Below are 19,660 nucleotides of genomic sequence, written 5' to 3'. Positions count from 1 at the left end.
GGATTTAACCCCGCCCCCATACTAGATGGGGACGGGGCCTGGGAGGAGTTCTTACCAGCTGAACTCGCCGGCGTTTTTGCTGTCGACGACCATAACGTCGATCGGGACTTCCTTCGGCACCACGCGTGCGCCCCACTTCTGGGCAAGCGCCATGGCAAGGCCGACACGGACCTGGTCACGCGGGAACTGCGCGGTGGTTTCGATGAAAGGACCACCCTCGGCAATCGCCTTCACTGCTTCCGGAGCGCCGTCTACCGAGGTCAGCTTGATGTCCTTGCCGGAACCCTGAATAGCAGCGAGTGCACCCATCGCGCCGCCGTCATTCACCGAGAAGATACCGGCGAGGTTCGGACGCGACTGGATCATGTTTTCAACGACGCCGAGAGCAACGGAGCGGTCCTGACGGCCGTTCTGCGTATCGACCAGCTTGATGTCGGCGAATTCGGCAAGCGCTGCCTTGCAACCTTCAACGCGCTGCAGGATCGGCACGACCGGAATACCGTCAAGGATTGCGACTTCACCCTTGCCGCCGAGCGCGTCACCGAGATGCTTGCATGACTTGTAGCCCGCGTCACGGTTCTTCGAGCCGACGAAGGTGTCGACCGGGCCGTTTGCGTTGGCGTCTACAGCAACGACGATCACGCCGGCAGCCTTTGCAGCATGCACGGCGGCTTCGATACCGGCGCTGTCCGTCGGGTTGAGGAGCAGAATGTCGATCTTCTGCTGAAGCATGTCTTCAACGTCGGAAATCTGCTTTGCCACATCGTGGCCGGCATCGGTCACGACGACATCTGCGCCGATGCTTGCTGCGGCTTCTTTCAGCGCTTCCTGCATCGATACGAAATAGGGGTTGTTCAGCTCCTGGAAGGTCATGCCGATCTTCAGCTTTTCCTGCGCCAGCGCCGGAGCAGCCATCATTGCGATTGCAGCTGTTGCCATCAGAAACTTGGATTTCATTTTCATCTCACTATTCCTCCCGTTTGGAAAGTTGGGGCAACAAGTGCCCGTTTCCGGACAGACCTCTGCCCGAATTGGTAAAAATCGGCGATGTGTCGCTGGTTTAATCCGCCATGACCGCTGCCTTCTGGGCTGCGAATATGGTTCGGAACCTCGACGGCGACATTCCCTTCAATTTCAGGAAATGCCGGTTAAAATTCGAAAGGTTGGAAAAGCCCACATCGTAGCAGACCTCCGCCACCTTCACGTCCTGATCCGCCAAGAGCATCTGGCAGGCAAGATCAATGCGTAACTGATTGCGATAGCGCACCAGCGTCGTTCCCGTGTGACGCTTGAAGGCACGGGAAAAGGCGCTCGGGCTCTGGCCCACCATGTCGGCAAGATCGATTTCCTCGACCTGTTCCGTCAGATGCTGGCGCAGATGCGACAGAGCGCGGTTGATGCCGCTATCGCCGATGCCGGTCAAATCAAGTTCATAGCTCAGGCTTGCCAGCACTTCTGAAGACGGCGCGTTGACGAGCAGATCGAGAATTTCCCAGAAAAGCGCAAGCCGCGTCAGCCCCTGCGCCTCGATCAGCCGAAGCACCAGCGGGCGAACCCGGTCACTCGTCTCGTCGTCAAACAGAATGCCGCGGCGGCTGCGATCCAGCAGGGCGCGCACCACATCCATTTCGGCCATGGAGGTGCAGGCATCCTCGATAAAGGTCTCCGGAAACTGGATCACGAGAGAGCGTGTCGGCACGATCTCGTCCGGCTCGATCTCGCTGATCCAGTTCTGGGGGAGATTGGGGCCGGTCATGATGAGCTGACCGGGAGTGAAGCGACCGACGAAGTCACCGATATAGAACGTGCCTGACGTGGCAACGACCAGGTGAATTTCATATTCGGGATGATAATGCCAGCGCACGGTGCGGAACGGATAGCCATGCCGCCAGGCAGCGAAGGATTCGCCCTTGCGGATGTGTACCAGTTCCAGATCGGGCTGCATTAATACTCCTCCCATCAGTCACGTCCGCCGCATTTGCGGAGCAAGGCCATTCCTCTTTATGGCTCGTCCCAGGCGTTAACGGGGAGCATATGGCCTGCCGCGCATTTACTTCCACATCAAGCCGTGGAAATTACCGATACTTTTTTGACTCTTTTTTGTCGGAAATTGAATAGTTGCATGCAGAGGCTGCCAATTAAGCTGGCAGTTGCGCCGATTTTTTCGCGCAATTTTGCGTGATACGCCGATATAATATGCATGACGGGAAGAGATTTGATGAATTTTTAGAGCGCGAACGACCGATCACCGGCAGTTCGCGCTTATACTTTTCCGCAGGGCATCTGCCGCTCAGTCATCAGCGGGCAATTGGCCTGATCGTTATTGCGGCATCAGAATCTGCAGCTTCACATCCGTATCCCGTGCCTCCACCGCACGATCAAAACCGGCGATGCTGTCTTCGAAGGGAATGGTTGCGGAAATAAGCGGCTTCAGATCGACCTTGCCGGATGCGATGAGGGCAACTGCCCGGTCATAAACGTTGGCGTAACGGAAAACCGTCTCAACCCGAAGCTCCTTGGCCTGCAGGCCAACGATATCGACCGGCACCGGATCAACCGGCATACCGACAAGCACGATCGCACCGCCGGGCCGTGCCAATTTCGCCATGCCGAGCACGGCGGGTGCAGCGCCCGAGCATTCAAAGACGATGTCGCAACCCCAGCCGTCCGTAGCAGCGGCCACGGCTTCGGCAAGATTACGCTCGCGGATGTTGACGGTCTCGATACCGTCATAAGCGGCGATGATATCCAGCTTCGGCTGGGCGAGATCGGCAACGATGACCTTGGCGCAACCGCCGGCAAGTGCTGCCAGCGCCACCATCATGCCGATCGGGCCGGCACCGGTAACGACGGCGACATCGCCCGGCTGGATGCGCGCTCTGAGTGCCGCCTGCATGCCGATGGCGAAGGGTTCCACCATGGCGCCTTCGGCAAAGGACACATTGTCCGGCAGCTTGTAGGTGAAGGCGGCGGGGTGGATGACCTCAGGCGTGAGGCAGCCATGGATCGGCGGCGTCGCCCAGAAGCGAACGGCGGGATCGACGTTGTAGATGCCGAGTTTGGATGCGCGCGACGTCGGATCGGGAATGCCAGGCTCCATGCAGACACGGTCACCGGCCTTCAGATGCGTCACCTCGGCACCGGTTTCGATGACCGTTCCCGACGCCTCATGGCCGAGCACCATGGGAGCATTGACGATGAAATGGCCAATCTTGCCGTGAGTATAATAATGGACATCCGAGCCGCAGATGCCGACCGTATGGGTGCGGATGCGCACATCCTTCGGTCCGAGTTCACCCGAAATGTCAAAATCCCTGAGCGAGAGCTTGCCTTTTTCTTCCAGCACCAGTGCTTTCATCTCATTCTCCATGGTTTGCGATACGCCTGGCAGCGAGTTCAATCAGCGTGATGGCGTGCAACTTCGGCAAAAGTAAACAGAAATCCGCCGGATCGGCCGGTTTTTCTTCGCGAGGGAAAAACTGTATCGAGGCGCCCGCGATTTCTCATCACCGGCCGGGCGTCATGGCTTTTCCAGAGCGGAAAACAGGACGTGATTCGTCTGCCCATGCCGGGGCGTTGCCTTCCCCTGAAGGCCTGACGAACCACCCCGCCCTAGAGCTTTTCACCCGGCAACCGGCTTGCCTGTTTCACCCACTCACCAAACTGCGCCTCATCGAATGCGCCCTCGTGAATATCCAGGTAACGAACCTTCGGCTGCTTCGACGCACCGGGCGGTGGCGGCGCCAGAGACGCACCGTTGAAGAAACTAACTTTGATATATCTGGCAAAACAGTGAAGGCCGAGGAACCAGACGCCATCCTCCATGCCGTAGAGAGGCGAGTTCCACTTCACGGCCTTGCGCACGCCGGGCACCAGTTTTTCAATCAAGATGTCGATCCGCGCTCCGACCGGGCTTTTCCACCCCGGCATGGCGGCAATATAGGCCTGCACCGGCGCATCGCCGTACCCCTTGGCAATCTGTGGATTGCCGCCTGAAAGAAGTTTCGGTGTGACAGCGGAAGCTGTGACCTCCGCGGTTTCGGCAGCTCTTTCCGTTTTCTTTTCAGCCATCTCGTCCCTCCAGTGTCACGCAGTTTCCCGCCGATTTCGCAGGTGTGGGGAAAGCCTGCCACAAAAAGCGACCGCAGTAAAAAAACTATATTTTATCTACGTCTTTCGCTTCCCGGGCCGGAGGGCATGTTCAAGCCAGATTACAGGCGACACACCCCGATCTGTCGGCATGGTGATCGAAACAAGGGGCACCACCCTGCCAATCACTCCGACTGGCACACCGTTCGATAGATCTAAAAACCGTGGCTTATAGGTACTCTCAGGCGCGGAGTGCGGCTGCGGGAGACTGGCGGTAGGCAAGCAGCGCTGGTATCGCGGCCAGAACAGCGGCAAAACCCAGCAGGAAAAGCGCAAGGCGCAAATCTTCGCGGGTGAAGCCAACAGGCAGGATCACGCCACTTTTCGCGGTAAACAGCTGCGCGCCGATATGGGCAGCGCCCAGACCGAGCAGAAAACCGATACCGACACCAAGCGCCACCAGAAAGAAAAGCTCCAGCCAGACGATGGCGAAGACCGAGCCGCGGGGCGCACCGAATGCCCGCAATGCGCCGATCTGCCTGCGCCGTTGTCCGACATGGATCACCGTTACCAGCATCAACGCTGCCGCCACCAATCCCTGCGAACCGGCAGCGACCGCCCCCAGAACCATCTTGGCATCACCAAGCGTGGCATAAAGACCGGTCAGTACTTCGCCCGGGAAAACGCCAAGCGTGTTGCCGCTACGATATTCCTGTCTCAGCCGATAGGCATCGGCAATCGTCTTCGGTTTGACGAGAATGGCCGGCAGGCCGGGCATGTTTTCGCCAAAGGTCTCCACGATCGGCGCATCGGGATCGATGCTGCCATGATGATCGGACTCGGCATGTCCCGGAGAGGCGTTCAACACTAGAGCAGCTTTGGGATCCTGCGTGCCGATCTGAATAATGGCATCGGCGTGGCCGGCCTCACCTTCGACATGCGAGTTACCATCCTCATGATGTGCCCCGCCTTCATGGGCGTGATCATGGCCATCCTCCTGACGCCCCTCATCATGCGCAGCCGCTTGGCCTTCCCCATGGCTCTCACCATGGTCCTCGTGCTGGCCCTCGTCATGATCATGGCCATGTTCCTGGCCAAGACCATGGACGTGCCACACAGCCTGAATGGGAACGAGAATGGCGCGATCCCAGGGGGTGCCGGTCGGCTGCAGTTTGCCGACGGCCTTGTAGGCGATCTCCGTATGGGTGCGGCCGCCGGTTTCGGCGGTGCCATGCATCGGCTTGATCTCGGCGCCAACGGAGAGGTTGACGGCAGCGCCCAGAAGCGCTTCGCCTTCCAAAGCAAACATCCTGCCCTCGACAAAGCCCGGCGTGGTGTTACTGACGAGGCTCGTCGTCGTGCCGACAATGGGATAGCCGGCAAAAGAATCGCCAAATCCGACAGGAGCGGCCCATGCCACACGCGAATCCGCGGCAAGCCGGGTGAGGACGGTGCCATCCACCAGCGGCAGGGGCGCCGCCTGCAGGAAGATGGATGAAAGGATCAACTGTGTTTCGCTGCCGGCAGCGCCAACGACGAGGTCGAATTTATCGGCAGCACGGGCGCTGCCGAGACGCAAAGACCGTTCCTGCAACGTGACCGCCACGCCAAGTGCGGTGGCCAGCGCCACCAGCAGAACCACGACGGCCCCGCCCAGCCACAGGCGACGCAGGTCGGCAAGGATGAAACCGATCATGCTGCGATCTCCTTCCGCTCAGTATCGGCAACGAGACGGCCGCCACTGAGGGTCAGGCGCCGGTCAAGGCGACTGATCAAATGCTGATCGTGGCTCGCGACAATCAGCGTGCTGCCGGTGCTGGCTGCAACGGCAAGCAGCAAATCGCCCACCGCCTCGCCACTTTCGAGATCGAGGCTGGCCGTCGGTTCGTCGGCAATGATGACACCGGGGCTGCGCAGCAGCGCCCGGGCGATGGCAACACGCTGCATTTCACCCCGCGACATGGTCTCGACATGCTGTCCGGGGCGCTTGAGGCCAACGGTCGCAAACAGGGATTCTGCACGTTTTATAAGCTCTGCATTCGCCACGCGCGACAGGCGGGCCGGCAACAGGATGTTATCCAGTGCAGAGAGACCGGGGAAAAGATGAAACTCCTGCATGACGAGGCCGATATTGGCAGCTCGCCAACGATCGCGACGGCCTTCGGCAAGATCAGCGATGTTCTCGTTCCCCCACACGACGCGGCCGGTCTTAACGCGCTCAAGGCCGGCGATGATGTTGATGAGGGTGCTCTTGCCCGAACCGGAACCACCCGTGAGCGCCACGTGGCTTCCGGCAGCGATTTCCAGATGGTCGATAACAAGAACCGGAGCCGCCAGTCCGGGAAAGGAGACGGCAAGATTTTCTATCTTCAGAGGCAGCATGGTCTCAAACCGTCGCGTATTCTGCCTGGCGAATGCGCAGGAGACTGACGAAGCCGGTGTCCGGATCGGTCCAGGAACCCGTTTCCAGTGTGCCGCGCACTTCGATCGTCTGGCTGGGCTGGGTAAAGGTCTGTTTTTCGCCGAGATAGACGACGACAATATTGTCCGGCCAGTCTGAATCGGTGGAGCAAAACGGGCAGATCGACATGGGTATTTCGGTGAGCACGAAAAACTGTGCTTCAGCCTTCAGCGGCGGCGCCATGAAGCCGCGCATGGCGACCTCCTTGCCGTTCAGCTGTTTGACCTTTTCGGAAAACTCCAGCCCGAGAACACTGACCTTGCCATAAAGCTCATCGAAGGTGATGTCGCTTTTCGCCTGCGCGCGCGTGCCAGCGGCCAGCAGAGGCAGCCCAGCGATGAGACCAAGGGTCTGGCGGCGATTGAACCGCGCCGGATCAGGCTTGCTCATGACCATTTTCCTTCCTGAAAGGTCTTTCATCGTCAGCCGTCTTGGCCGGCAATGCAGGACCGTAAATGACGGCAAGGGCACGCCATGGTGGCGCGCCCTTACCCCGTTCAGATGTTAGTTGGTCTGCTTGGCACCGAGAGCGAAAGCTTCGGCGAGACCCTTGTAGACATCGCTCTGTTCCATGTAACCGCGGAAGCCTTCGGCACCCGGTCCTTCGGCCTGCAGCACGACATCATCAACCGCGTGTACGCCGCTGTCGGAGCTCTTCGGAATGATGCCGGTGACCAGCACGGCACCGGGAACATCCTTGTATTGCTCGTTGGCGATATATTCCTTCTTTTCGTTCTGGATGGCCGGCGCAAACGGGCCATCGAGCTTCGGACGGAAGGTTTCGTAGTGATCCGGACCGTTATTGGCGTTCAGGAACAGGCGACGCGAAACGTCGACCTTGTCCGGATAGCCGTCGCCGTCCTTGTCTTCGTAGTTCGGGAAACCGGCTTCGGCGTAAGTGCCGACCTTTTCGCGCATGTCCGTACCGGGCTTGTCATCATCAACGGTGCCGATGATGGAAACGCCGTGGGTATGGTCACCGGTGACGATGATCAGAGTATCGGGGTTCTTGGCCGCAAATTCGCGGGCAACGCCGATGGCCTTGTCGAATTCGATCGTGTCGACGACGGCGCGATCCCAGTCGAGCGGATGCGACATCTTGTCGACGTTCGCCGCTTCGACCATCAGGAAGAAGCCTTCCGGGTTCTTTGACAGATTATCGAGCGCAACCTTGGTCATTTCAACCAGACCCGGCTGGTCCGGGAATTTGCCCGTGGTGCCCTTTTTCAGGAACTCGCGGTCAAGCGTGGTATCCATGTTGCCCGTGTGGAACAGGCCGAGGATCTTGCCGGTGTTGGTGCCGGCAGCCGTTGCGAGTTCAGCCTTGCTGGTCGCCAGCGTGTAGCCCGCTTCCTTGAACAGGGCGATGTAGTCCTTGTCGTCCTTACGCTTGGAGCCGGCGGTCGCCTGCGGCAGGAAGTAGGCGGAACCGCCGCCGAGAAGCACATCCGGCTTCACGTCGAACAGCATGCCGTTAATGTCGGCCTTGTCGCCACGCTTGCGGGTATGGGCAACAACGGCAGCCGGCGTCGCATCCTGCAGTTCGGCGGTGGAGATGATGCCGATCGACTTCTTGGTCTGGCGGCGAAGGGCTTCAGCCAGCGTTTCGACCTTCGGATCGTCAAGCGAGGCCGGAGTACGGTCGGCATAAACGCCGATAGCGTTCACGGCAGTCTTGTGGCCGGTCATGTAGGCCGACATGGTATTGGCGCTGTCAGTGGCGACGGCGTCGGTGGCGGATGTGCCGATGAAGGCAACCGGCGGCACGTCATCCATGTTGAGACGACCATTGGCCTTACCCTCGGTCATGCCCTTGGACATGATACGGGCGGCAGTGCGATGGGCGACCGACAGACCGTCGGCGATCAGGAAGATCACATTCTTGGCCTTCGCCTGGGCAGGCGTGCCATAAACCGTCCAGGTGACGTTCTTGGTCTCGGAACCGGCCGAAACTTCAACCTTGTAGTCACCGGCATTGGCGAGCGTGATGCCGCGCAGGATGACGGCCGAACCAAGAACCTTGTCCTTGTTCTTTTCTTCGGCAACGAACTCGACGTCCTTGCCGAGAACAGCCTTGTAATCCTGGCCATTGACGGTGATCTTGACGTCTTCCGGCTTTACGACGGCGTCGAATTCCGCTTTGAAATCAAACGGTGAACCGGTCAGGATCGTAGCACGATCAAGCGGATAGACCTCGGCAGCCTGAGCGGCGCCGGCAAGAAAGGTCGTAGCGACCAAAGCAGCAACAATTTTGCGCATATTCCCCTCACGAGACATGTGAAAACCACAACCTCTCCTAGACCCGCCATATGACAGTTGGATGACTTGCTGATTGCCATGTCGTGAAAGCTGGCGCTGACGGGGAAGCTGTGAGGCAGGCGCTCGACACGCCGCTCTCCCTTCAATCGAGAGGTGCACGCCTGAACGGACGCGCATCAGCCTTTGCGAATGCGCAACCCTTCGAGCAAGGTTCGGAAGCTCTCAACCGCCCGTTTGGAAGTCGTCTCAGGATCGTCGGAATTGGCGATCCACTGGGCGGCGCTGCTGCTTGCCGCGTTGATGAAACGGGCACACGCCTCCGGGTCAATATCGGTGATCGTCCCTTCCTGCTTCAGCACGTCAAGGCTTCGCGCGACGGCGGAGATACAGCCATTGGCATTTGGCCAGCGGGAGGGATCGCCGAGCACGGCCGGTCCATCGCGAAACATGATCCGCTGGATTTCCGGCTCAAGCGCCATGCGGACATAACCGACATTCTCATCGATGAAACCGTCCCACCGGGTCGCGGCTTTCGACGAGATCTCACAGAGCCTTTTCGTCATCTCCGCGTCGATCTCAGCGACAACCGCCAGCAGCAAGCCCTTTTTATCACCGAAATGGTGATAAAGCGCGCCACGGGTCAGCCCCGCCTCGGCGGTGAAGTCATCCATCGACGCTTCGGCATAACCAATGCTGCCAAATGCCTTGCGACCGGCGGACAGCAGCTTTGCCCGTGTCTCGGCAATCATTTCACTGCGGGGTTTGCGCATTTTTTCTCCGTAGTCCACATACATCACGTATATTAGTTGACATACGCGACGTATGCAATTATCTCATTCACATACGCCACGTATGTGTGTGGTAGATACTCCCTGAACAAGGTGCATCCCGATGTCTAATCCATACAGAGAAATTTTTAGGGCTCCGGGCGCGAAGGGCTTTTCCGCTGCCGGCTTCTTTGCCCGCCTGCCAATTGCGATGGCGCCGATCGGCATCGTCGCCATGCTTTCGCAGACCCATGGCGAATATTGGCTTGCCGGCGCCGTCTCGGCAACCTTCGCACTCACCAATGCGGCTGCGGCACCGCAGATCTCCCGCCTGGTGGATCGCCAGGGCCAGAGCAGGGTCCTCATCCCTGCCACCATCATATCGGTCATCGCCTTTGTGGTTCTGATCCTCGCCACGAACCAGAGGTGGCCGGTCTGGACCCTGTTCCTTTCAGCCTTCCTTGCCGCCGCCATGCCCAGCATCCCCGCCATGATGCGGGCCCGCTGGACAGAAATCTTCCGCGACCGGCCAGAGCTGAACACGGCCTTTGCCTTTGAATCCGCCGCCGATGAGCTGGTTTATATTTCCGGCGCATCGCTTTCCGTCGGGCTTGCGGTCTCGCTGTTTCCGGAAGCGGGCATGATGATCAGCACGGCATCACTGGCGCTCGGCACCTTTGCCTTCCTGCTGCAGCGCTCGACGGAACCCAAGGTACGCCCGGTGGAAGGCGGCAAACGGCAGCAATCGGCCATACGGCTGCGGCCGGTCCAGATCATCACACTCGCCCTGATCTTCGTGGGCTCGACCTTCGCCACGGCCGAGGTGAGCGCTGTGGCCATCACCAAACAGCTCGGCCAGCCGGAAGCCGCCAGCCTTGTCATCGGTGTCTATGCCATCGGCTCTTTCGTTGTCGGCCTGCTGCTTGGCGCGATCAATCCAAAAATGCCGTTGCAACGGCAATTGCTCATCGCCGTCAGCGTCCTTGCGCTTACCGCCCTGCCGCTCCTCTTCGCCACCACGACCGTTGCCCTGCTCGCCTTTGCGGTTTTCCTCAGCGGCGTTGCAATCTCGCCCATCTTCATCACCGCATTCGGCCTTATCGAGCGCCGCGTGCCGGAATCGATGCTGACGGAAGGCGTGACCTGGGTGATGACCGGCATCGGTATCGGCATGGCGCTCGGCGCCTTCATCTCCGGCTGGGTCATCGATAATTTCGGCGCCACCAACGGCTTCTGGATGTCCGTTGTTGCCAGCCTTTCGACAGTCGCCATCATTGGCCTCGGTCAGCGCAGCCTTTCCGGAGAGCAGAGACCCTCCGACCCGGCATGTGCGGTACAGCCCGCGGAATAATAATGGCAGCAAAAAAGCTGGCATTATCATGCCCGCAAGGCGCTTTTGGCCGCCGCTGAAACTCCCTTCAAAATCAAGATCCTTGCGCCGGAGCGATCAAAAGATCGCTCCGGTTTTTCGGTGTGGCGCTTCCCAACCGATCATTCGCGCTTGACTCTCAAAAACACAATAGATATGTCACTACATAATCTGATATCTCAGTTTGGTAATTGATATGTCTAACGCTCTTGAGTTTCCATCGCTGCCATTGTCCGAACTCGTCACCCCGCGAGACTTGCCGGCTGATGGAAACATGACAAACCGGATCCATGCCCTGCTTCGCAAACTGATTGTCGAAGTGAAGCTGCTTCCCGGGCGCGCATTGTCGGAAAAGGAAATCGCAGCGCTCCTGCATGTCAGCAAGACGCCGGTGCGCGAGGCGATCATTCGCCTTTCCGAAGAAGGTTTCGTAACCGTCGTGCCGCAGGGCGGCACCTATATCTCGCCCATCGACGTGCAGCGTTACATGGAAGCATGCTTCATCCGGTTCAAGCTGGAAGAGGGCGCCGTCATCGAGGCAACCAAGCGGCACTCGCTGGAAGACATCGCCCGTCTGAAAACCTGCATTTCCCAGCAGCGCACCGCTGCCGAGGACGAGGAATTCACGGATTTCTTCCTGCTGGACGAGGAATTTCACCGCACCATCTTCGCCGCAGCCCGCCTTCCCGGCGCCTGGAGCGTCGTCAATCAGGCGAAAGGCGAAATGGACCGGATGCGCCATCTGAAGCGCGTTTTTGCGGTTCGTCGCACTGAAAAGGTGATCGAGGAGCACGAAGCGATCGTGAGCGCCATCGAGTCGGGCGATATCGAGGCCGCACGCGAAGCCGTCCAGCGCCATCTCGGATCACTCGAAACCAAGATCGCAGAACTCTCCAAGAACCCGAAAATCTGGACCTTCATCGAGCAGGTCAACACGCGCGTCACGAGGAAGCGCGCCTCACGGGGGTCGAAGACGCCTGACTGAACATTCAAGGCTTTTGAGGAGGGGCCTTTCATGTCTGCAGTTCAAATCAACGACGTCGTCAAGCGCTATGGCGCCCTCGAAGTCGTCCACGGTATCAATCTTTCCATACAGCCGCAGGAATTCGTTGTCCTCGTTGGTCCTTCGGGATGCGGAAAATCCACCACGCTGCGCATGCTCGCCGGCCTGGAGGACATCTCGGACGGCACCGTTTCGATGGACGGCCGGGTGGTCAACAAGGTCGCCCCGAAAGATCGCGATGTCGCCATGGTATTCCAGAACTATGCGCTCTATCCCCATCTGAGCGTGGCCGAAAACATCGCGTTCGGCCTCCGCGTCAGGGGTGAGAAGCGGGCCGTCGTCGACAAGGCCGTTGCGGAAGCCGCACAGATATTGGGGCTTACCGAATATCTGGCCCGCAAGCCGGCCGATCTTTCCGGCGGCCAGCGCCAGCGCGTCGCCATGGGCCGCGCCATCGTGCGCCGGCCGAAAATCTTCCTGTTTGACGAACCCCTCTCCAATCTCGATGCCAAGCTGCGCACCCACATGCGCGCCGAGATCAAGCTGCTGCACAAGCGTATGCAGGCCACCAGCATCTATGTCACCCACGACCAGGTGGAGGCGATGACGCTTGCCGACCGCATCGTCATCATGAATGGCGGCCATATCGAACAGGTCGGTTCACCGATGGAAGTTTTCCTCGAACCGGCAAACACATTTGTCGCAAGTTTCATAGGCTCTCCGCCGATGAACCTTCTGGACGGGACGATCGAAAGCCATGATGGCCGTGTCACCGTTGCCCTGAGCGGCGGCTCCGGGCAACGCTTCAACATTCCCGATGCCTTCGCGAAGAACGCAACGCAAGGACAGGCCGTCAAGCTCGGTGTGCGGCCGGAAATCATGTCGGTGGAGGCCGGCGATGGCCGCGATGTTCTAAATTGCAGCATCGACCTCGTGGAGCCTCTGGGCGCTGAAGCGCTGCTGCATGGGAAGGCCGATGGCCAGCCATTCATCGCCAAAGCCGAAACGCTTTATGGCGACCATGCCCTCAACGGCGTCAACCGGCTTTCCATCGATACCGCACGCGTCCACGTCTTTGATGCGGCGACCGGAAGATCGCTCAAAACCCCGGGTGGAGCGCGGCCATGAAACAGGATTTTCAGGGGCGCCTTCACGACCTTCAGGAAGACATGCGCCGCGACTGGCAGCTCTACCTCCTGCTTGCGCCGATGCTCATCTGGTTTGCGGTTTTCCTTTACAAACCCATGTATGGGTTGGTCATCGCATTCCAGGATTTCTCGATCTTTCGCGGCATCGAAAAGAGCCCCTGGGTCGGATTTGCGAATTTCGTGGAGCTTTTCCAGAATGACATGTTCATTCGTTCCTTCTGGAACACCATCACCATCAGCGGCCTTGGCCTGATCTTCGCCTTTCCGGTGCCGATCATTCTGGCCCTGATGTTCAACGAAATTCAAAGCGGCATTGCCCGCAGCTGGGCGCAGACGGTCGTTTACCTGCCGCACTTCATTTCGGTGGTGATCGTCGCCGGCATCGTCATCAATTTCCTCTCGCCATCAATCGGCATCGTCAATCTCATGCTGAAAGGCCTTGGGTTTGAGCCGATCTACTTCCTGACCCAGCCGGAATGGTTCCGCCCCGTCTACATCGGCTCATCCGTCTGGAAAGAGGCAGGCTTCGAATCCATCGTCTATCTCGCCGCCATCGCCGGCGTGAGCCCGACGCTTTACGAATCCGCCCGGGTGGATGGCGCGTCGCGCTGGCAGATGATGTGGCGCATCACCCTGCCCTGCATCCTGCCGACAATCGTGATCATGCTGATCATCCGCATCGGCAATCTGGTCGAAGTCGGGTTCGAATATATCATCCTGCTTTACCGCCCATCCACCTACGAGACGGCGGACGTCGTTTCCACCTTCATCTACCGCACCGGCCTGCAGGGCACCCAATACGATCTGGCGACGGCCGCCGGCCTGTTCAACGCGGTCATCGCCTTCGTCCTCGTCTATTCGGCAAATCGCATCAGCCGAAAAGTCTCGTCGACATCGCTGTGGTGAGGAGCTGAAACATGGCAAACTTCAATCTCTATTCCCGCGGCGACAAGATTTTTGGCTGGGCAAACGCCATTCTTCTCGGCCTGTTCGTCCTGTCGACGCTCTATCCCTTCATTTACGTTCTGTCGGTCTCGCTCTCCTCGGGCGCTGCCGTCACCGCCGGCCGCGTCACGCTCTGGCCCGTCGATGTCACACTTGCCGCCTATGACCGGGTGTTGTCCGACAGGATGTTCTGGGTCGCCTATGGCAACACCTTCATCTACACCTTCGGCGGCACACTCATGAGCCTGCTGATCATGATCCCCGGAGCCTATGCCCTTTCGCGCAAACGCCTGCGTGGTCGCACCTTCTTCAACATCGCCATTGCATTTACGCTCTGGTTCAACGCAGGCATGATCCCCTTCTTCCTGAACATGCGCGATCTCGGGCTTCTCGACAGCCGCTTCGGCATCATTCTCGGGTTTGCGGCCAATGCGTTCAACGTCATTCTGCTGCGCAATTTTTTCGAAGCCGTGCCGAAATCCTTCGAAGAGGCGGCCAAGATGGATGGCGCCAGCGAATTGCAGCTGCTGTGGAAGGTATTCATTCCACTGTCGAAACCCGCAATCGTCACCGTCGCGCTGTTCTGCATCGTGTCGCGCTGGAACGGTTATTTCTGGGCCATGGTGCTGCTGCGCGGCGAGGAGAAAATCCCGCTTCAGGTCTATCTGAAGCGCGTCATCGTCGACCTCAACTCCAATGACGAATTCGCCTCAAGCCTGCTCACCGCCCACTATTCGTTCGAGACGGTGACATCGGCGATCATGATCGCGTCGATCATTCCAGTCCTCATCATCTACCCCTACGCGCAGAAGTATTTCACCAAAGGAATTCTGCTGGGTGGGGTCAAAGAGTAGCAGCACAAGGGAGGAGAACCTGTGAGAGCACTACGAAAAGGCGCGCCCCTACTGGCGTTGATGACAGCCGCAACCCTGTCCCTGCCGGCATTGGCACAGGATACGGGCAAGATCACCGAAGACCCGCTGGAACTGACGATCCATTTCCACTTCCGCGACAAATACGTCTATTCGGAAAAATGGCCGGTGGAGCAGAAGGCCGCGGAAATCACCAATATTCATGTCCGCAACGTGGCGTCACTGGCGACCACCAGCAGCCGCGACGCCTTCAATCTTCTGATCGCCTCGGGCAATCTTCCCGATATCGTCGGCGGCGACGCCACCGGCGGCTTGAAGGAAGACTTCATCCGTTACGGGCTGGAGGGCGCGTTCATTCCGCTCGACGAGCTGATCGAGGAAAACGCCCCCAATCTCAAGGCGTTCTTCGATAGCCACAAGGAAATCCGCAACGCCATCTCCGGACCGGATGGCAAGCTTTATTCATTCCCTATGTGCCTGACGGCAAGTTCTCGCGCGGCTGGTTCATCCGCCAGGACTGGCTTGACAAGCTTGGCCTGAAGCAGCCGGAGACACCGGAAGAGGTCTACGAGGTTTTGAAAGCCTTCCGCGACAAGGACCCCAACGGCAACGGCCTCAAGGATGAGGTGCCTTATTTTGCCCGTGAAGAAATCGATGCCGTCCGCCTCATCAATCTGTGGGACGCCCGCGTTTCCGGATCGGAGCGTTATGGCGACTTTGCCGTTTATGACGGAAAACTGCGTCACCCCTGGGCGGAAGAAAACTACAAGACCGGCATTTCCAATGTCGCCAAGTGGTACAAGGAAGGGCTGATCGACAAGGAGATATTCACCCGCGGCGCCCGCTCGCGCGAATATCTCTTGGGCAACAATCTCGGCGGCATGACACATGACTGGTTCGCCAGCACCTCGACCTATAATGACGCCCTGTCGCCGAAGATCGAGGGTTTTGCGCTGAAGCCCATGCTTCCGCCCAAGACGGTTTCAGGTGAGCGTTTCGAAGATTCCCGCCGCCTGCGTGTCCAGCCCGTTGGCTGGGCTATTTCGGCGACCAACGAACACCCCGTCGAAACCATCAAATATTTCGACTTCTGGTTCTCGCAGCAGGGCCGCATCCTGTCGAACTTCGGTGTCGAGGGCCTCACTTACGAAATGGTCGACGGCAAACCGCAGTTCAAGAAGGAAATCCTCGATAACAAGGATCCGGTCAATGCCCAGCTATGGGCAGTCGGTGCGGCGATCCCGCGCGGATACTGGATGGATTACGAATATGAGCGCCAGTGGACAAACAAGATCGCGCTTGAAGGCATCGACATGTACGAGAAGTGCAACTGCCTCAAGGACGAGTTCATGGGCGTTTCCCTGAACGCCGAGGAAAAGGCGACCTTCGACCGCTACTGGCCGAGCATCCTCACCTACATGACCGAAATGCAGCAGACCTGGATTCTCGGCGCCCAGGACGTCGATACAGGCTGGGACGCCTACAAAAAGCGCCTCACCGCCCTTGGTTACGACGAGGTCATCAAGATGATGCAATCGGCCTATGACCGCCAATACAAGGCGGCGCAATAAACCCTCCGACCATGATGGCGGCTTTGTTGCCGCCATCCTTTCCCATCTGTTTTCATAGGAGTTAGAGCGCAATGCGTCCCTCTGCCCCGGCCATCTCCAGACAGACACTTCTCGATGAACCCCGCCCGGGCTCATTGACCATTGGCTACGAGCCGAGCGAAGAAGCACAGCCGACGGAGAACCCTCCGCGCTTTTCATGGCTACCCGATATCGACGACGGCGCGCGTTACGTGCTGCGCATTTCAACCGATCCCGGCTTTGCGGACAAAAAAACGCTCGTCTTCGAAGATCTCGCCTGGAATTTCTTCACACCGGATGAAGCGCTGCCGGAGGGCCACTATCACTGGTGTTACGCGCTTTGGGATCAGAAATCCGCAACAGCGCATTCCAACTGGAGCACCGTGCGCAGTTTCGAGATTGGTGCCGCACTGCCAAAAACGCCGCTGCCCGGCAGGTCTGCCCGCCACGCCGCCGCGCAAACCAGCCATCCCCGGCTTTGGCTCAACTCCGGGCAATTGAGCGCCTTCGCCGATGCCGTTGCAAAGGACCCCAACCATTGCGGCTGGACCGAGTTTTACGAAAAATCGGTTGAACCATGGCTGCAGCGGCCGGTTATGCCGGAACCGCAGCCCTATCCCAACAACATGCGTGTCGCCACGCTCTGGCGGCAGATGTATATAGACTGCCAGGAAGTGATCTATGCGATCCGGCACCTGGCCATCGCCGGCCGTGTGCTCGGGCGCGACGATCTTCTCGATGCGTCCCGCACATGGCTGCTGGCCGTCGCCGGCTGGGACCCGAGAGGGGCGACCTCGCGTGCCTATAATGACGAGGCGGGGTTCCGTGTCGTCGTCGCACTTGCCTGGGGTTATGACTGGCTGTACGACCATCTGAGCGAAGACGAACGCAGGACCGTTCGATCCGTTCTTCTCGAACGGACACGGGAAGTTGCCGATCATGTCATCGCACATGCCCGCATTCACGTCTTTCCCTATGACAGCCATGCGGTGCGTTCGCTCTCGGCTGTGCTGACACCGGCCTGCATCGCGCTTCAGGGCGAAAGCGATGAGGCCGGAGAATGGCTTGATTACACCGTCGAATTCCTCGCCACGCTCTATTCGCCATGGGCCGGAACCGATGGCGGCTGGGCGGAAGGTCCGCATTACTGGATGACAGGCATGGCCTATCTCATCGAGGCCGCCAACCTGATCCGCTCCTATATCGGTTACGACCTTTATCAGCGGCCGTTTTTCCAGAATACCGGCCGCTTCCCGCTTTACACCAAGGCGCCCGGCACCCGTCGCGCCAACTTCGGCGACGACTCCACGCTCGGCGATCTTCCCGGCCTGAAACTTGGCTACAATGTCCGGCAATTCGCCGGCGTCACCGGCAATGGCCACTACCAATGGTATTTCGATCACATCAAGGCCGATGCGACCGGCACTGAAATGGCGTTTTACAATTACGGCTGGTGGGACCTGAACTTCGACGATCTCGTCTATCGCCACGATTACCGGCAGGTGGAAGCCGTGTCGCCCGCCGACTTGCCGGCACTCGCCGTTTTCGATGATATCGGTTGGGCGACCATCCAAAAAGACATGGAAGACCCGGACAAGCATCTGCAATTCGTCTTCAAATCCAGCCCCTATGGCTCACTCAGCCATAGCCACGGCGACCAGAACGCCTTTGTGCTTTATGCCCATGGCGAAGATCTGGCGATCCAGTCCGGTTATTATGTGGCGTTCAATTCGCAGATGCACCTGAACTGGCGGCGTCAGACACGGTCGAAAAACGCCGTGCTGATCGGCGGCAAAGGCCAATATGCGGAAAAGGACAAGGCGTTGGCGCGCCGCGCCGCCGGCCGTATCGTCTCGGTGCAGGAAAAGCCCGGCCATGTTCGCATCGTCGGCGATGCGACCGCCGCCTACCAGGTTGCGAACCCGCTGGTTCAAAAGGTGCTGCGCGAAACCCATTTCGTCAATGACAGCTATTTCGTGATCGTCGACGAGGTGGAATGTTCCGAACCCCAGGAACTGCAATGGCTTTGCCATACACTCGGAGCCCCGCAGACCGGCAGGTCAAGCTTCCGCTACAATGGCCAGAAGGCCGGTTTCTATGGACAGTTCGTCTATTCTTCGGCCGGCACGCCGCAAATCAGCGCCGTGGAAGGTTTTCCCGATATCGACCCGAAGGAATTCGAAGGGCTCGACATTCACCACCATGTCTGCGCCACGGTTCCGGCCGCCACCCGGCATCGCCTTGTCACCCTTCTCGTGCCTTACAGCCTGAAGGAGCCGAAGCGCATCTTCAGTTTCATCGATGACCAGGGTTTTTCCACCGACATCTACTTCAGCGATGTCGATGATGAGCGTTTCAAGCTCTCACTTCCCAAACAGTTCTAATCATACGAGGTTTTCCAATGCAGCGTTTTACCAACAGGACCGTTGTTGTCGCCGGCGCCGGCCGGGATATCGGCCGGGCATGTGCCCTCCGTTTTGCGCAGGAAGGCGCCAATGTCGTTCTCACCTATAATGGTGCCGCAGAAGGCGCGGCCGCGGCCGTCGCCGAAATCGAGAAACTTGGCCGTTCGGCTCTGGCGATCAGAGCGGACCTCACGAAAGCAACCGAGGTGGAGGCGGCCATATCCGCAGCTGCCGACAAATTCGGTGAGATCCATGGCCTCGTCCATGTTGCCGGCGGCCTGATCGCCCGCAAGACAATTGCAGAGATGGATGAAGCCTTCTGGCATCAGGTCCTCGACGTCAATCTGACATCGTTGTTCCTGACGGCGAAGGCCGCATTGCCCAAAATGGCAAAGGGCGGCGCCATCGTCACCTTCTCGTCGCAGGCTGGCCGCGATGGCGGCGGCCCCGGCGCTCTTGCCTATGCCACCTCCAAGGGTGCCGTGATGACATTCACCCGCGGGCTTGCCAAGGAAGTCGGCCCCGATATCCGCGTCAACGCCGTTTGCCCGGGCATGATCTCAACCACATTCCACGACACCTTCACCAAGCCTGAGGTGCGCGAACGGGTGGCCGGCGCGACATCGCTCAAGCGCGAAGGGTCGAGCGAAGACGTCGCCGGTCTGGTGGCCTTCCTTGCATCTGATGATGCCGCTTATGTCACCGGCGCCTGCTACGACATCAATGGCGGCGTCCTGTTTTCCTGATATCCCG

General features: G+C 59.0%; 16 protein-coding genes and 1 pseudogene. 8 read left to right on the top strand and 9 right to left on the bottom strand.

Going from position 1 to position 19,660, the window contains the following annotated elements; all coding sequences use genetic code 11:
* Positions 1–51: 51 nt before the first annotated feature.
* The 9 genes from PL640_RS18170 to PL640_RS18130 form a co-directional block, all read right to left on the bottom strand.
* Positions 52–963, bottom strand: coding sequence for an ABC transporter substrate-binding protein (locus tag PL640_RS18170; RefSeq protein WP_080820364.1), 912 nt, complete (start codon positions 961–963; stop codon positions 52–54).
* Positions 964–1,060: 97 nt separating this feature from the next.
* Entirely contained in the window at positions 1,061–1,945 is an 885-nt protein-coding gene (locus PL640_RS18165; protein WP_271362930.1) for a helix-turn-helix domain-containing protein, read from the bottom strand.
* Between the two features lie 375 nt (positions 1,946–2,320).
* Positions 2,321–3,358: an NAD(P)-dependent alcohol dehydrogenase gene (locus PL640_RS18160; RefSeq protein WP_153515925.1), complete on the bottom strand. Its 1,038-nt coding sequence runs from the start codon at positions 3,356–3,358 to the stop codon at positions 2,321–2,323.
* Positions 3,359–3,612: 254 nt separating this feature from the next.
* A complete protein-coding gene (locus PL640_RS18155) occupies positions 3,613–4,071 on the bottom strand; it encodes a DUF1801 domain-containing protein (RefSeq protein ID WP_271362929.1) in 459 nt (152 codons plus the stop codon).
* A 259-nt stretch (positions 4,072–4,330) separates the two neighbouring features.
* The gene (locus tag PL640_RS18150) at positions 4,331–5,785 is read right to left on the bottom strand and encodes an ABC transporter permease (RefSeq protein WP_271362928.1); all 1,455 of its coding nucleotides are present in this window, start codon (positions 5,783–5,785) and stop codon (positions 4,331–4,333) included.
* Positions 5,782–6,471 carry an ABC transporter ATP-binding protein gene (locus PL640_RS18145; RefSeq protein WP_271362927.1) on the bottom strand — a complete coding sequence of 230 codons (690 nt, stop codon included), beginning with the start codon at positions 6,469–6,471 and terminating at the stop codon, positions 5,782–5,784. Before PL640_RS18145 ends, PL640_RS18150 begins: the two co-directional genes overlap by 4 nt.
* Positions 6,472–6,475: 4 nt before the next feature.
* Positions 6,476–6,940: a hypothetical protein gene (locus PL640_RS18140; RefSeq protein ID WP_052819162.1), complete on the bottom strand. Its 465-nt coding sequence runs from the start codon at positions 6,938–6,940 to the stop codon at positions 6,476–6,478.
* Between the two features lie 114 nt (positions 6,941–7,054).
* Positions 7,055–8,809 (bottom strand): alkaline phosphatase, encoded by a 1,755-nt coding sequence (locus PL640_RS18135; protein ID WP_052819161.1) that lies wholly within the window; start codon positions 8,807–8,809, stop codon positions 7,055–7,057.
* Positions 8,810–8,985: 176 nt separating this feature from the next.
* Entirely contained in the window at positions 8,986–9,579 is a 594-nt protein-coding gene (locus tag PL640_RS18130; protein ID WP_271362926.1) for a TetR/AcrR family transcriptional regulator, read from the bottom strand.
* A 121-nt stretch (positions 9,580–9,700) separates the two neighbouring features.
* Between PL640_RS18130 and PL640_RS18125 the strand changes: the two genes are divergently transcribed.
* From PL640_RS18125 to PL640_RS18090, 8 genes and pseudogenes are all read left to right on the top strand, one after another.
* Positions 9,701–10,927: an MFS transporter gene (locus PL640_RS18125; RefSeq protein ID WP_271362925.1), complete on the top strand. Its 1,227-nt coding sequence runs from the start codon at positions 9,701–9,703 to the stop codon at positions 10,925–10,927.
* Between the two features lie 292 nt (positions 10,928–11,219).
* Entirely contained in the window at positions 11,220–11,930 is a 711-nt protein-coding gene (locus tag PL640_RS18120) for a GntR family transcriptional regulator (protein ID WP_052819159.1), read from the top strand.
* Positions 11,931–11,960: 30 nt separating this feature from the next.
* A complete protein-coding gene (locus tag PL640_RS18115) occupies positions 11,961–13,076 on the top strand; it encodes an ABC transporter ATP-binding protein (RefSeq protein ID WP_271362924.1) in 1,116 nt (371 codons plus the stop codon).
* The gene (locus PL640_RS18110; RefSeq protein WP_142842962.1) at positions 13,073–14,002 is read left to right on the top strand and encodes an ABC transporter permease; all 930 of its coding nucleotides are present in this window, start codon (positions 13,073–13,075) and stop codon (positions 14,000–14,002) included. Before PL640_RS18115 ends, PL640_RS18110 begins: the two co-directional genes overlap by 4 nt.
* Positions 14,003–14,013: 11 nt before the next feature.
* Positions 14,014–14,895, top strand: a complete 882-nt coding sequence (locus PL640_RS18105) for a carbohydrate ABC transporter permease (RefSeq protein ID WP_035223884.1) — start codon at positions 14,014–14,016, stop codon at positions 14,893–14,895.
* 60 nt (positions 14,896–14,955) lie between these two features.
* Positions 14,956–16,484, top strand: a pseudogene (locus PL640_RS18100) (extracellular solute-binding protein).
* A gap of 71 nt (positions 16,485–16,555) precedes the next feature.
* A complete protein-coding gene (locus PL640_RS18095) occupies positions 16,556–18,886 on the top strand; it encodes an alginate lyase (RefSeq protein ID WP_271362923.1) in 2,331 nt (776 codons plus the stop codon).
* Between the two features lie 17 nt (positions 18,887–18,903).
* Positions 18,904–19,653 (top strand): SDR family NAD(P)-dependent oxidoreductase, encoded by a 750-nt coding sequence (locus PL640_RS18090; RefSeq protein WP_142842964.1) that lies wholly within the window; start codon positions 18,904–18,906, stop codon positions 19,651–19,653.
* Positions 19,654–19,660: the final 7 nt, after the last annotated feature.

It is taken from the genome of Agrobacterium sp. ST15.16.024, assembly GCF_027956545.1.
Classification (GTDB): Bacteria; Pseudomonadota; Alphaproteobacteria; order Rhizobiales; family Rhizobiaceae; genus Agrobacterium; species Agrobacterium cucumeris.
Note: the sequence above shows the minus strand (reverse complement) of the source record. Positions and strands in the feature narration are given on the sequence as shown.